Source organism: Micromonospora sp. NPDC000316 (genome assembly GCF_042898885.1).
Lineage (GTDB): Bacteria > Actinomycetota > Actinomycetes > Mycobacteriales > Micromonosporaceae > Micromonospora.
Window position 1 is genome coordinate 89,621 of the sequence record NZ_JBIAZG010000014.1, and the last position, 13,256, is coordinate 102,876.

The window sequence follows — 13,256 nt, forward strand, 5'->3', positions numbered from 1 at the left end:
TACCTATGTTAGCTGTTACCGAATCCGCCATCCGCAAGTCCTTCGTCAACTGCACGCAGGGTGAGGCGAAGCGGATGGCCGTACCAAACGATCTTGAAGTGCGCCCCTGGGACGACCTCGACTTCCTCGGCTGGCGGGACCCGGCGGCGCCGCAGCGGGCCTACCTGGTCACCGAATCCGACGGCAAGCTCGTCGGAGTGGTGCTGCGGGCCGCGACGCACCAGACCGGGCGCGGGCGGCACAGCATGTGCTCGATCTGCCTGACCACGCACGTCGGCGACGGCGTCTCGTTGATGACCGCCCGCAAGGCCGGCCCGGGTGGCCGGCAGGGTGACTCCGTGGGCACGTACATCTGCTCCGACCTGGCCTGCTCGCTCTATCTGCGCGGGAAAAAGCGCTCCGAGCCCCGCATGCCCGAGCCCCTACCCCTGCCGGAGCGGATCGACCGCGTCAGGACCACCCTCGCCGCGTTCCTCCGCAAGGTCGCCGAGTGACACCCTCCGACTAACGGTCGGTCGCCAGGCGGGCGTGCAGGTGCTCGTCGTGGCGGCGGCCGTCGCCGTACTGGTACGACTCGCGCAGCGTCCCCTCGGCCAGGTAGCCGGCCCGGTCGGCGACCCGGCAGGAGGCCCGGTTGGCCACCGCGTGACACAACTCCACCCGGTGCAGCCGCAGGTCGGCGAACGCCCACTCGGTTAGCCGAACGACGGCGCGCACCGCCACCCCGCAGCCCCGCGCCGCCGGCACCGTCCAGTAGCCGATGGAGGCGTCGCCGTGGTGGATGTGGTGCAGCGACACCGAGCCCAGCAGGTCGCCACCTGTCGCGGCGGTCACGGCCATCGAGGCGTGGTCGCCTGCCGACCAGTCGGCCCGGCGCCGGACCCACAGCAGGGCGGCTTCGTCGTCGACCGGGCCGCCGCCCTGCGGGTTCCACTGTGCGATCGCGCTGTCGCGCAGGGCGTCGCGCACCGCCGGGGCGTCGGCGTCCCGCCAGGGTCGCAGCAGCAGGTCGCCGGCGGCGAGTTCCACGTGTTCCACGAGGCGGGAGTTTGGCACACCCCGGGTCAACTCTGCCGCCCCATTTCCGCAGGCTTCCTTCAAAGCTGCACAACTCACGCCGCCAACCGGGCTCAGGTGACGTAGACAACGGGTTACGGCACTAGTTAAATTTTGAACGAGTGCTATCGTCGTAGTCGTGACAGAAAACCTGGACAGCACCCGATCGGCCGCCTGGCGCGCCTACATCGAGGCGAGCCAGCGCCTGTTCACCCAACTGGAGGACGACCTACGGGCCGACAGCGACCTCAGCTTCGCCGACTACCACGTGCTGGTCCTGCTCTCCGAGGCGCCGGGGCAGCGGCTCCGGATGGGTGAGTTGGCCGGCCGCCTGGTCTTCTCCCCCAGCCGTCTCACCTACCAGATCTCCTCGATGCAACGCCGCGGGCTGGTCAGCAAGCAGGCCTGCCCGGACGACAGGCGCGGCAGCGAGGCGGTGCTCACCGCCGCCGGGCTGCTCACCCTCTCCGAAGCCGCACCCCACCACCTGGCGTCGGTGCGTACCCATCTGATGGACGACCTCGACGACGCCGAGGTCGCCTGCCTCACCCGGGTCTTCGACCGGCTCGGTCGCCGCCTGCGGGCGGCCCGGACCACCGCGAACACCCAAGCCACAAGTCAAGGAGCCTCCGATGCCCGCGATCACCGTTGACAACGTCCTCGTCCTGCCCCGGCTGCCCCGGCTCGACGAGAACACCAGCTTCCGCACGGTCCGCACGGTGACCACCGCGCCCAGCGGCTTCGAGGGCGAGGGCTTCCCGGTGCGCCGGGCCTTCGCCGGGGTGTCGACGACCGACCTGGACCCGTTCATCCACCTCGACCAGATGGGCGCTGTCGACTATGCGCCGGGTGAGCCGAAGGGAACGCCGTGGCACCCCCACCGCGGCTTCGAGACGGTGACCTACATCATCGACGGGGTCTTCGACCACCAGGACTCGCACGGTGGCGGCGGCACCATCACCGACGGGGACACCCAGTGGATGACAGCCGGAAGTGGCCTGTTGCACATTGAGGCCCCGCCGGAGCACCTGGTGCTCAGCGGCGGGCTGTTCCACGGCACCCAGCTCTGGGTCAACCTGCCCCGCGCGGCCAAGATGAACCCGCCCCGCTACCAGGACATCCGTGGCCGGGAGTCCGCGCTGCTCACGACGCCCGACGGGGGCGCGCTGATCCGCGTCATCGCCGGTGAGGTGGCCGGGCACCGCGGCCCGGGCTCCACCTTCACGCCGATCACCATCACGCACGTCACGGTGCAACCGGGGGCGCAGGTCGACCTGCCCTGGCAGCCCGACTTCAACGCGCTTGTGTACGTCCTCGGCGGGCGCGGAACGGTAGGCACCGACCGTCGGCCGGTGCGCACCGGTCAGCTCGCCGTGCACGGGCCGGGCGACGCCCTGCGCTTCAGCGCCGACCCCACGCAGGACAGCAACAGCCCGGCGCTGGACCTCTACATCATGGGCGGCAAGCCGATCCGGGAGCCGGTGGCGCAGTACGGCCCGTTCGTGATGAACACCCGGGACGAGCTGATCCAGGCGTTCGAGGACTTCCAGGCCGGTCGGCTCGGCGTGATCCCCACCGAGCGGGTGCCGCACACCGACGGTCAGGGCTCGCGGCCCTGACCTCGGTCGACCTCTGCGATCGGCGTCGGCACCCCGCGGGGTGCCGGCGCCACCTCAGGAGACCGCAAAAATCCCCGCGACACCCAGGATCACCATCACCAACACCGCTACCAGCGCCCCCCGTTCGCTCTCCACCACCGGCTCGTGGTGCTCGGTCACGGGGTTCGTCGTCTCGCGGGGCATGGTGTGGCCTCCTCGGTTGTCGCGTCGAACGGATGGCGGCGGTCCGACCGGTCAGGTCGGCCTGACGTGCGTATGCACGGCCGCGGTCCTACCGTGAGGACGTTGTCGACCTCGGGAGGGCTGGATCGTGCCGTTGCGGGACTGGTTCCTCACCGCGCAGGAACGCGCCAACCCGGTCTCTGGGTTACCCGTCTGGACCAGGGGAAACCTCGCCGAGCCGTTGATTCACGGCGCGGCGTACTTCGACCGGCTGGTCGACGAGGTCCAGGCGCTTACCGCCGGCGACCACCTGTTCTTCACCGACTGGCGGGGCGACCCGGACCAACTCCTGCGCCCGGACGGCCCGACGGTGGCCCAGCTCTTCGCCCGGGCCGCCCAGCGGGGCGTGGTGGTCAAGGGGCTGATCTGGCGGTCACACCTCGACACGCTCGCCTACAGCGAGGCAGAGAACCGCGACCTCAGCGAGACGATCTCCGCTGCCGGCGGCGAGGTGCTGCTCGACCAGCGGGTCCGCCGTGGCGGCTCGCACCACCAGAAGCTCGTGGTGCTGCGGCACCTGGGCGCCCCGGAGCGCGACATCGCGTTCGCCGGTGGTGTCGACCTGTGTCACAGCCGCCGCGACGACGCGGCACACCACGGCGATCCGCAGCCGGTGCAGATGTCCCCCCGGTACGGCCCCCACCCGCCCTGGCACGACGTGCAGCTCGCGGTGCGCGGCCCGGTGGTCGGCGCGCTGGACACCCTGTTCCGGGAGCGCTGGACCGACCCGATGCCGCTGGACTCGGAGAACCCGATGGCGTACGTGCGGGACCGGCTGCGCGGCGCGGACCTGCGCCCGGACCCGCTGCCCGAGCAGCCCGCCGACCCGCCGGAATGCGGGCCGCACCAGATCCAGGTGCTGCGCACCTACCCGGCCGTTCGGCCGCGCTACTCCTTCGCGCCCGACGGCGAGCGCACCGTCGCCCGCGGTTACACGAAGGCGGTGCACCGCGCACGCCGGCTCATCTACCTGGAAGACCAGTACCTCTGGTCGACCGAGGTGGCGGACCTGTTCGCCAACGCTCTGCGGGACAATCCCGAGCTGCACCTGGTCGCCGTGGTGCCCCGGCACCCGGACGTGGACGGCAGGCTGGCGCTGCCACCGAACATGGTCGGCCGCGAGCAGGCGCTGTCGCTGTGCGAGCGCGCCGCACCGGACCGGGTGCACGTGTTCGACGTGGAGAACCACGCCGGCGACCCGGTCTACGTCCACGCGAAGGTCTGCGTGGTCGACGACGTCTGGGCCAGCGTGGGCAGCGACAACTTCAACCGCCGGTCCTGGACGCACGACAGCGAGTTGTCCTGCGCGGTGCTCGACGACACCCGCGACCGGCGGGAGCCCACCGACCCGTCTGGTCAGGGCGACGGCGCGCGGGTCTTCGCCCGGGACCTCCGGCTGCGACTCTGGCGCGAGCACCTGGACCGCGACCCGGCCGGCGCGGACGACGACGACCTGCTCGACCCGGCGACCGCCGTCGCGGCCGTCACGGCCGCTGCCGACGCGCTGCAACTGTGGTACGACGGCGGTCAGGTCGGCGAACGGCCGCCCGGCCGGCTGCGCCCGCACCGCCCCGAGCGGCTGCCCTGGTATACCCGGGCCTGGGCGTTGCCTGTTTACCGGTTGGTCTACGACCCCGACGGCCGGCCACTGCGGGCCAGACTCGCCGGCACCTGGTGACCCTGCCGCGCCGGATCGGCAATGGCGGCCCCACCGGGATACACGGTGAACCCGCCGGGGTAGGCGAACGATGAGCGCGGCGAGTAGTAGCCGAAGCCGATGATCAGCGGGTTGGCCGGGCGCAGCGCGTACATGGGGTGCCCGGGCAGGAACTCCACCGACTCGACCTCGAAGGGCGCGACCGGCTCCGCCACGTACGGGTAGACCGAGCTGAGGAGTTCACCGTCGCGGCGGGTGAAGTAGCGGTGGTGCCCACTGCTGATCAGGTGGCCGGTCTCCCCCACGCGGCAGCGGGCCCGGAGCAGCGGCGTCCCGTCGACCTCCGTCTCGGAGAACAGGTTCTCGCCGTCCACCTCGATCCGGGTCCCGCCGGCGAGCACCGGAGCGCCACGGGCGGCGGCGTATTCGCCGACCATCCGGCTGGACGCCACATAGTGCGTCCACCAGCCACCCGGGCTGATCCCGCCGGGGGCGTCGACGCCGACGAGCGAGACACCGAGGTAGGTAAGCGAGTAGGCGCCGAAGCCGGAGGTCTGCGTCTCGTCGTCGACGACGTACTGGTTGAGGAACACCTGCCGATCCGGGCGCGGGCGCAGCCCGGCCGGGACCAGGGCGGCGACCGCGTCCGGATCGGCAGGCAACCAGCTGAAGAAGAGCGTGCGACTGTTCACGACGAGTTGGGGAGCGGCTGGATCGAGCACGGTGCCTCCGAACCGGGTATGTACACCGAAGCTACGGGCAGTCCCGCCGACGGGACAACGACAGATAGGCGACAGTGCTAGCCGAATGTCGGGTTTCATGTTGACCGCCCGGTCAGCTCCCATCAACCGGCCGGACGGGACCAAACGGGACGGCCGGCTGCCGAGGGATCACCCGAAGATCGGGTAAGTCACCCCACGACCCTCCCGATCGCTGCCCCCTTTTGGCCCGTTTTGTAGCACGACACACCTTAAGTGCATCAACCTTTCGGCTAGATTTCCAACAGCCGATCAGGCTAAGGTGAGTCCCGAACGGCCCATTGAAGCTAAACCAAAGCGTCACGTCTTTTTATCCGCGGACGAGGTGCAGGGAGGACCACCCATGACCGCGCCAACGATCACCGAGCAGACGAGCACCACCGCTGCCGAGCAGAAGACCACCACCAAGCTCGACCCGCGCGCCCTCACCGACAGCGCCGCCGACCTGCTCAACGCCATGGCCGCGCTGCCCGCCAACCACCCGTCGCGCGCCGCTCTGCGGGACCGGGCCATCGAGGCCTGGCTGCCTCTGGCCAACCACCTCGCCCACCGCTACAGCGGGCGGGGCGAGCCGACCGACGACCTGGCGCAGACCGCCGCCGTCGGCCTGATCAAGGCCATCGACAAGTTCGACCCGTCCCGCGGCGTCGACTTCGCGGGGTACGCCATCCCCACGATCATCGGTGAGCTGAAGCGACACTTCCGCGACCGCACGTGGGACATCCGGGTGCCGCGTCGCCTCCAGGAGCTGCGGCTGGCCATCTCCGACGCCAACAGCTCGCTTCTGCAGACCCTCGGCCGCTCCCCGACAGTCGCCGACATCGCCGCCCACCTCAAGCTCACCGAGGAAGAGGTCCTGGAAGGCCTGGAAGGCGCTCGGGCCTACAACGCGGTGTCGCTGTCCACCCCGACCGGCGACGGCGAACGGGCCACCGAGCTGGGCGACATGCTCGGCGGCGAGGACAGCGAGTTCGAGCTGGCCGAGCTGCGTGTCGCTCTCGGCCCCGCGCTTGCCACGCTCGACGAGCGGGAGCAGAAGATCCTCACCCTGCGGTTCTACGGCAACCTGACCCAGTCGCAGATCGCCGACCAGATCGGTGTCTCGCAGATGCACGTCTCCCGGCTGCTGGCCCGGGCGCTGACCAAGCTGCGCGGCCAGCTCGACGGCACGTACTGATCGGTTCACACGTGAGGGCCGGGTCCACGGACCCGGCCCTCACGCGTTGACCTCGGCGTACCGGCCGGGTCACTGCCCATGGGCAGCGGCCCGGCCGGTTTCGTCAGCGCCCCGCCGGCTCCCGCCACATCGGCCAGAACGGCGTGCCGTCCGGCACCCGGAACGGCTCGCCGGCCCGATAACCGTGCCGGGCGTACAGGTCCCGGCTGCGGGGGTCGCTCGCCTCCAGGTACGCCGGCATGTCATTGGCGTCCAGCCAGGCGTGGTGGTGCTCCAGCAGGGCGGTGCCCAACCCCTGCCCCTGCCGCGCCGGCTCGACCGCCAGGAAGGCCAGGTGGTGATGGTCGCCATGCGGGTGGCTCGCCGCGAACAGCTCGTCGAGATGCTGAAAACGGTCGGTCCACTCGCCGCAGGCGGCGGCCAGCCGGGCGTCGTAGTCCGGCGGCGGCGGGGTCGGCTCACCGACCGACGGCAGCCACACCGCGACGGCAGACCGGTCCGCGGTGCCGAACACCAGGCCGTGCCGCATCGCGTGATCGACGATGATCTCGAAGTCCCCGGCCAGCACGGCCTCACGCTTACTCGCGTCCGGCACCAGCCACCGGGTCACCCTCAGCGCGGTGAACGCCCCGGCGATCCGACCGGCCACCAGCGCCGTGTCCTCGGGCCCGAGCCGGTCGATGTCCGCGCTCATCGAATCACCTTCCGTTCGCGCTGCGGGGCTCGCAACCCCGGCTCACTCCTCGCGCTCACCGAGACGTCTCCGCACTGGCCGGCGCCGGTGGCTGCTCCGCCGGCCGCACGGCAGCGGCGGCGCTCGCCGCGCCGAGGCCGATCCTCGCGTACGTGTCCGGACGGTTGCGGCGCAGCAGCAGCGCCCACCCGATGCCCAGCGCGGCAGCCACCGGGTAGACGGCGGGCAGCATCCAGCGCAGGCTGGAGTCCGGCGCGACGCCGAGCAGGTTGGCGAAGTTCGACACGGCCAGCCAGATGATCACGACGAGCGCGATGGTGGCCAGACCGGGTGCGATGGCCCGCCGCCACAACGTCTCGTCACCGCCGGAGCGGGCGAAGTAGGCGATCACCGCCACCGAGGTGGTGGCGATCAACAGCAGCACACCGAAGCCGCCGCTGGTGCCGACCCAGAAGAACAACTTGACCACTGGATCCCAGCCGTTGACGGCGTACAGCAGGATGACAAGCAGGCCGAGGACGCTCTGCGCCAGCGAGGCGGCACGGGGAGCGCCGCTGCGCGGCGAGGTTCGCCCGAACACCGCCGGCAGCACCCGCTCCCGACCCAGCGCGAACGTGTAGCGGGCCGTGGTGTTGTGGAAAGAGATCATCGCGGCCAGCACCGAGGTCAGGAAGAGCACCTGGCCGATGGTGACCGCCGTGTCTCCCAGCTGCGCGGCGGCCAGGTTGAAGATCAGCCCGACGCTCTGCTCGCCGGCCTCGGCGACGATCCGGTCCGACCCGACCGCGACGGTCATGGTCCAGGAGGAGAGGGCGTACAGCACGGCGACGATGCCCACCGAGAGGTACGTGGCCAGCGGCACCGTCCGCTTCGGGTCCTTGCTCTCCTCGCTGAACACCACCGCGGACTCGAAACCGACGAAGCCGAGGATGGCCAGCACGAGAACCGCGCCGACCCCGGGCACGAAGAGGTTGTCCGGCGAGAACCCGGCGAAGCTGACCTCGCCGCCGGCAGGGTTGCCGAGCTGGCCCAGGTCGAAGATCAGGACGACCACGATCTCGGCGACCAGCAGCGCCGCCAGCACCATGCCGTTGATGTCCACGCGGAGCAGACCGAGCAGACCGACAAGCGCCCACGCCACAAGGGCGACGATCGACCAGTGCGGGTGCCCGCCGAAGATCCGGTCGAGCACGGGCTCGGCGGCGATGCCGATGGTGCCGTAGAGCCCCACCTGGAGCGCGTTGTACGCCACAAGTGCCATCCAGGCCGCCCCCACGCCGGCCGGGCGGCCGAGGCCACGAGAGATGTAGGCGTAGAACGCGCCGGCGTTCTCCACCCGGCGGGACATCGCCACGTAGCCCACCGAGAACAGGGCGAGCACCGCGGCGACCACCAGGAACGCCAGCGGGATTCCTGTCACGCCGATGACGCCGTAGCCGGTGGTGACGACACCGGCCACCACTGTCAGCGGCGCGGCGGCGGAGAGAACGAAGAAGATGACCGACGGGATGCCGAGGCGGCCCCGGGCGAGGGCTTCCGAGACATTGCTGGGTCTGTCGACTGTCGATGTCGAGGGCATACGACTACTCCAGTTGTCGAGAGGGGTTGGGGATTACCGGGGGGTTATGGCACGCCGCGCAGCACGGCGGCGCCGACGGCTGCCTCGGTGTGGCCGACGAGTTCCTTCAGCGGTGGCGGCAGCGCGGGGATGAGGACGTTCAGGCGGTGGTGAGCGCGCGGGCCGGCGCTCCACAGCACCTCGCGGGTCAACCCGGCGGCCACGACCAGGCCGAGCAGCAGCGCGTCCGGCACGCTCGGCGGGTCCGGCCGGTCCAGCAGGGCCCGCAGCCGGGTGGCCGGCCACGCTACGGCGTTGAGGTCGATCGGCAGATAGCTGACCGAGGTACGCAGCAGCCGGCGACTCTCCTGGCGCCGCAGCACGCCGGCCCGGGCCAGCCGCTCGCCGACCGATGTCGTCGCGCTCTGGGCCAGGAAGCTGAGCCAGGTGGTGACCGCGTGGTGCTGGGACTCGCCGATGAGCTGGTCGAGCACTGTGTGTGCCAGCGCGTCGGCCGGTGGGCGTCGGTCGAGGACGGCGACCTGCCCGCCCGAGACGGTGATGTGTCCGTAAAGGATCAGCTCACCGAGCAGTCCACCGGCCAGACCGAGGCCGGTCGCCGCCGGGTGGAGTTTGGCCTTGCCGCGACTGTCGTTGTGAGCGATGAGGAAGAACTCGTCGGCGATGAGCAACGGTCCTCCCGCACAGAGTGTGTCCACAGTGATCGCGACCGGGAAAGGATGCACCCACCGCTACTGCAATGCAACTCCCAGATCTGAAAGTTGCACTCCGTGCACCTGCGACCTGCGGATCTTGTCGTGTCAGACTCGGAGGGTGACCGCCTCCCGCAGCCTCCGGCCCGCCGCCAGCCCGACCGTGCGCCGTCGGCGCATCGCTCGGGAGCTCCGCCAGCTCCGCGAGCGCGCGGGCATGACCCTCGATGTGGCAGCCCGCCAACTCGACATGTCCAAGAGCAATCTCTCCCGGATCGAGAATGCGCAGATCGGCATCAAGCCGCGCGACGTCCGGGCGGCGCTCGCGCTCTACTCGGTCACCGGCGCGGACGCCGAGGTGCTGATTGAGATCGCCCGGGGCGCGCAGCAGCGTGGCTGGTGGCAGAACTACAGCGACGTGCTGCCCGAGTGGTTCGAGTTCTACGTCGGGCTGGAGGCCGAGGCGGCGGCGCTGCGCACGTACGAGGCCGAGTCGGTGCCAGGGCTGTTGCAGACCGAGGCGTACGCCCGGGCGATCTTCCGACGCACCGCGGGCGAGGAGGGGCTGGAGCGCAAGGTCGCGGCCCGACTACACCGGCAGGGGGTGCTCCGCCGCGACGAGCCAGCCCAACTCTCGGTGGTGCTCAATGAGGCGGTGCTGTTGCGCCCGGTCGGTGGCCCTCTCGTGATGGCCGAGCAACTGGCGCACCTGACGCGCATCGCGCAGCTACCCAACGTGAGGGTGCAGGTACTTCCGTTCGCGGCTGGTGTGCACCCGGCGATGAGCACACCGTATGTGATCCTCAATTTCGCCGACGCCGCCGACGCGTCAGTGGTTTACCTGGATAACCTCACGGTGGGACTGGCGCTGGAAGAGGCCGATCATGTGCTCGGGTATAGCCTTCTGCACGAGGAGCTGTGCCGGATGGCACTCGATCCGGGGGCGTCGATGACCCGCATCGAGGATGCTGCTCGTAACTTTGCGTGACCGCATCTGTGGCACGCCGACACAGATGAGAGGTATCGCGGATGACGGCGCTCGACCTGACCCGAGCGGACTGGCGCACCAGCACGCGCAGCAGCGGCAACGGCAACTGCGTGGAGGTCGCGACAGCCGACGGTCAGGTCGCCGTCCGGGACAGCAAGGACCGCTCCGGCCCGGTGCTCGCCTTCGATCCGACGGCCTGGCGTCTCTTCCTGCGGGGCCTCGGCGAGGTCCACCGGGGCTGAGCCCCGCGAGCCGGTGCGAGACTGTGCCGTGCTCTCCGACGTAACCCTGGACCTGCCGGTACGCCCGGCGCTGCCGGCGCTGACGGCCGCGCTCGATGCTGCCGGCGCCGCGGTCCTGGTGGCCCCGCCGGGTACCGGCAAGACCACCCTCGCCCCGCTTGCCGTGGCCGACCGGGTCGACGGTCGGGTGGTGATCGCGCAGCCCCGCCGGGTGGCGGCACGCGCCGCGGCCCGGCGGATGGCCGAGCTGCTCGGTGAGCGCGTCGGTGAACGCGTCGGCTACGCGGTACGCGGCGAGCGCCGGGTCGGCCCGGCCACCCGGATCGAGGTGGTCACCACCGGTCTGCTGGTCCGTCGGCTGCACCACGATCCGGAGCTTCCGGGCACCGGCGCCGTGCTGCTCGACGAGTGCCACGAGCGGCAACTCGACGCCGACCTCGCATTGGCCTTCACCGTGGAGGCGCGGGCCACCCTCCGGCCGGACCTGTGGCTCCTCGCCATGTCCGCCACGCCGGACACCGACCGGTTCGCCGCCCTGCTCGGCGGGGCCGACGCCGCCCCGGTGGTGCGGGCCGAGTCGGCGCTGCACCCGGTGCGGCGGATCTGGGCGCCGCCGTCCCGGCGGATCGCGCCGCCCGGAGCCGGGCCGGTGGACCGCGCGCTGCTCGATCACGTGGCGGCCACCGTTCGGCGGGCACTGCGCGAACAGGACGGTGACATCCTTGTCTTCCTGCCGGGCGCCGGTGAGATCGCCGCGATCACCGGCCGACTCGCCGACCTGCGGGACACCGTCGCGCTGTTGCCACTGCACGGCCGTCAGCGCGCCGCCGAGCAGGACGCTGCCCTGCGCCCCCGAGCCGGCGCGACCGACGACCGGCGGCGCGTGGTGCTGGCCACCGCGCTGGCCGAGACCAGCCTCACCGTGCCGGGCGTGCGGGTGGTCGTGGACGCGGGACTGTCCCGGGTGCCACGCGTCGACCTGGCCCGCGGGCTGGGCGCGCTGGTCACCGTGCCGGTCTCCCGGGCCGCCGCCACCCAGCGCGCCGGGCGGGCCGGCCGGGAGGCGCCCGGGTACGTCTACCGCTGCTGGTCCGAGGCCACCCACGAGCGGCTGCCGGCCCGGCCGGAGCCGGAGATCGCCACCGCCGACCTGACCGGTTTCGCCCTGGAGCTGGCCGCCTGGGGCCGGCCGGACGGCGTCGGGCTCGCACTGCCCGACCCGCCGCCGGCCGCCGCCATGACGGTGGCCCGGGACACGCTGGAGACGTTGGGCGCCGTCGGAGCGGACGGTCGGATCACCGCGCGGGGACGGGCGATCGCCGCCGCCGGAGCGCACCCACGGCTGGCCCGGGCGCTGCTCGACGGCGCCGGTCGGGTCGGCGCGGACCGGGCCGCCGAGGTGGTGGCCCTGCTCGCCGAGGAGAGCGCGGCAGGCCCGACCGACGACCTGGTGGCCGGCTGGCGACGGCTGCGCACAGGAGTGGACGCGGGAGCCACGGCCCGCTGGCGCACCGAGGTACGCCGGTTGCGGGCCGCGCTGCCCGCCGGCTCGCCACCGCACGGACGCGCCGGCTCGGCGGGGCTCACCGACGATCTCGCTGCCGGGCTGCTCGTCGGTCTCGCGTACCCCGAGCGGTTGGCGCGGGTGCGGCGGCCGGGCGGGTCGGCGTACCTCATGACGGGTGGCACCGCCGCGGAGCTGGCGGTCGGGTCGGGGTTGACCGGTTCCGACTGGCTCGCGGTCGCCGTCGCGGACCGCACCCCCGGCGCGCCCTCGGCGCGGATCCGCCGGGCGACCCCGCTGGACGAGGCGACCGCCCGTGAGGCCGCCGGCCCGCTGCTGTCCACGCGCCGGGAGGTCGGCTGGGCCGACGGGGACGTGGTGGCCCGGGAGGTGACCCGGCTCGGCGCGATCGAGCTTCAGGCGCGGCGGCTGGATCGCCCAGACCGGACACAGGTGGCGGAGGCGCTGCTGACCGGCCTGCGTCAGGAAGGGGTGGGCCTGCTGTCCTGGACGCCTGCGGCGCGGGCGGTGCGCGAGCGGATGGCGTTCTGCCGCCACCACCTCGGCGGCGAGTGGCCGGACGTCGGCGACGAGGCGCTGCTGGCCGCCGCGCCGACCTGGCTCGGCCCGGAACTGGCCGCCGCCCGGCGACGCGCCGACCTGGGTCGGATCGACGTGACCTCGGCGCTGCGCCGACTGCTGCCGTGGGCGCTGGCCGCCCGGCTGGACGAGCTGGCACCGGAGCGCATCGAGGTGCCAAGTGGTTCACGGATCCGGCTGGACTACGCCGATCCGGCAGCGCCGGTGCTGGCGGTGAAGCTCCAGGAGACCTTCGGCTGGCCGGCGGCGCCCCGCATCGTCGACGGCCGGGTGCCGGTGCTGCTGCACCTGCTCTCCCCCGCCGGCCGGCCGGTGGCGGTCACCGCCGACCTGGCGTCGTTCTGGCGCACCGGCTACCCGCAGGTCCGCGCGGAGTTGCGGGGGCGCTACCCCCGCCACCCGTGGCCGGAGGACCCGGGCACCGCGACGCCCACCCGCCGCGCCGCGCCCCGGCGGCGCTGACGGCAG

Annotated in this window: 14 protein-coding genes; 8 read left to right on the top strand and 6 right to left on the bottom strand. The window is 72.1% G+C overall.

The window, feature by feature from the left end; translation table 11 throughout:
• Window positions 1-5 precede the first annotated feature (5 nt).
• On the top strand, window positions 6-494 hold the full coding sequence (locus ACFY2Q_RS23550; RefSeq protein ID WP_387133608.1) for an FBP domain-containing protein: 489 nt from the start codon (window positions 6-8) through the stop codon (window positions 492-494).
• A 10-nt stretch (window positions 495-504) separates the two neighbouring features.
• Here ACFY2Q_RS23550 and ACFY2Q_RS23555 read toward each other — a convergent pair whose 3' ends face one another.
• Window positions 505-1,038: a GNAT family N-acetyltransferase gene (locus ACFY2Q_RS23555; protein ID WP_387133609.1), complete on the bottom strand. Its 534-nt coding sequence runs from the start codon at window positions 1,036-1,038 to the stop codon at window positions 505-507.
• A 157-nt stretch (window positions 1,039-1,195) separates the two neighbouring features.
• Here ACFY2Q_RS23555 and ACFY2Q_RS23560 point away from each other — a divergent pair, with 157 nt between their 5' ends.
• Together ACFY2Q_RS23560 and ACFY2Q_RS23565 are read left to right on the top strand one after the other, a co-directional pair.
• Window positions 1,196-1,708 (top strand): MarR family winged helix-turn-helix transcriptional regulator, encoded by a 513-nt coding sequence (locus ACFY2Q_RS23560; RefSeq protein ID WP_387133610.1) that lies wholly within the window; start codon window positions 1,196-1,198, stop codon window positions 1,706-1,708.
• Entirely contained in the window at window positions 1,689-2,675 is a 987-nt protein-coding gene (locus tag ACFY2Q_RS23565) for a pirin family protein (RefSeq protein WP_387133611.1), read from the top strand. Before ACFY2Q_RS23560 ends, ACFY2Q_RS23565 begins: the two co-directional genes overlap by 20 nt.
• A 54-nt stretch (window positions 2,676-2,729) precedes the next feature.
• On the opposite strand, the gene ACFY2Q_RS23570 is transcribed toward ACFY2Q_RS23565, so the two are convergent.
• On the bottom strand, window positions 2,730-2,858 hold the full coding sequence (locus ACFY2Q_RS23570) for a hypothetical protein (protein WP_387133613.1): 129 nt from the start codon (window positions 2,856-2,858) through the stop codon (window positions 2,730-2,732).
• A 127-nt stretch (window positions 2,859-2,985) separates the two neighbouring features.
• On the opposite strand from ACFY2Q_RS23570, the gene ACFY2Q_RS23575 reads away from it, so the two are divergent.
• Window positions 2,986-4,575 carry a phospholipase D family protein gene (locus ACFY2Q_RS23575; protein ID WP_387133615.1) on the top strand — a complete coding sequence of 530 codons (1,590 nt, stop codon included), beginning with the start codon at window positions 2,986-2,988 and terminating at the stop codon, window positions 4,573-4,575.
• Here ACFY2Q_RS23575 and ACFY2Q_RS23580 read toward each other — a convergent pair.
• Window positions 4,524-5,276: a hypothetical protein gene (locus ACFY2Q_RS23580; protein ID WP_387133617.1), complete on the bottom strand. Its 753-nt coding sequence runs from the start codon at window positions 5,274-5,276 to the stop codon at window positions 4,524-4,526. The genes ACFY2Q_RS23575 and ACFY2Q_RS23580 overlap by 52 nt on opposite strands.
• A gap of 379 nt (window positions 5,277-5,655) precedes the next feature.
• On the opposite strand from ACFY2Q_RS23580, the gene ACFY2Q_RS23585 reads away from it, so the two are divergent.
• Complete coding sequence (locus tag ACFY2Q_RS23585) at window positions 5,656-6,489, top strand: SigB/SigF/SigG family RNA polymerase sigma factor (protein ID WP_387133618.1); 834 nt, start codon at window positions 5,656-5,658, stop codon at window positions 6,487-6,489.
• A 103-nt stretch (window positions 6,490-6,592) separates the two neighbouring features.
• Here ACFY2Q_RS23585 and ACFY2Q_RS23590 read toward each other — a convergent pair whose 3' ends face one another.
• The 3 genes from ACFY2Q_RS23590 to ACFY2Q_RS23600 are packed head-to-tail and all read right to left on the bottom strand — an operon-like array spanning window position 6,593 to window position 9,433.
• Window positions 6,593-7,183 carry a GNAT family N-acetyltransferase gene (locus tag ACFY2Q_RS23590; RefSeq protein ID WP_387133620.1) on the bottom strand — a complete coding sequence of 197 codons (591 nt, stop codon included), beginning with the start codon at window positions 7,181-7,183 and terminating at the stop codon, window positions 6,593-6,595.
• 55 nt (window positions 7,184-7,238) lie between these two features.
• The gene (locus ACFY2Q_RS23595; protein WP_387133621.1) at window positions 7,239-8,762 is read right to left on the bottom strand and encodes an APC family permease; all 1,524 of its coding nucleotides are present in this window, start codon (window positions 8,760-8,762) and stop codon (window positions 7,239-7,241) included.
• Window positions 8,763-8,806: 44 nt separating this feature from the next.
• Window positions 8,807-9,433 (bottom strand): GPP34 family phosphoprotein, encoded by a 627-nt coding sequence (locus tag ACFY2Q_RS23600; RefSeq protein ID WP_387133622.1) that lies wholly within the window; start codon window positions 9,431-9,433, stop codon window positions 8,807-8,809.
• Window positions 9,434-9,617: 184 nt separating this feature from the next.
• Here ACFY2Q_RS23600 and ACFY2Q_RS23605 point away from each other — a divergent pair, with 184 nt between their 5' ends.
• The 3 genes from ACFY2Q_RS23605 to hrpB are packed head-to-tail and all read left to right on the top strand — an operon-like array spanning window position 9,618 to window position 13,250.
• Window positions 9,618-10,442 carry a helix-turn-helix domain-containing protein gene (locus tag ACFY2Q_RS23605; protein WP_387133690.1) on the top strand — a complete coding sequence of 275 codons (825 nt, stop codon included), beginning with the start codon at window positions 9,618-9,620 and terminating at the stop codon, window positions 10,440-10,442.
• Window positions 10,443-10,483: 41 nt separating this feature from the next.
• A complete protein-coding gene (locus ACFY2Q_RS23610) occupies window positions 10,484-10,684 on the top strand; it encodes a DUF397 domain-containing protein (RefSeq protein WP_387133624.1) in 201 nt (66 codons plus the stop codon).
• Window positions 10,685-10,712: 28 nt separating this feature from the next.
• Window positions 10,713-13,250, top strand: coding sequence for an ATP-dependent helicase HrpB (gene hrpB / locus ACFY2Q_RS23615; RefSeq protein WP_387133626.1), 2,538 nt, complete (start codon window positions 10,713-10,715; stop codon window positions 13,248-13,250).
• The last annotated feature ends 6 nt before the right edge of the window (window positions 13,251-13,256 follow it).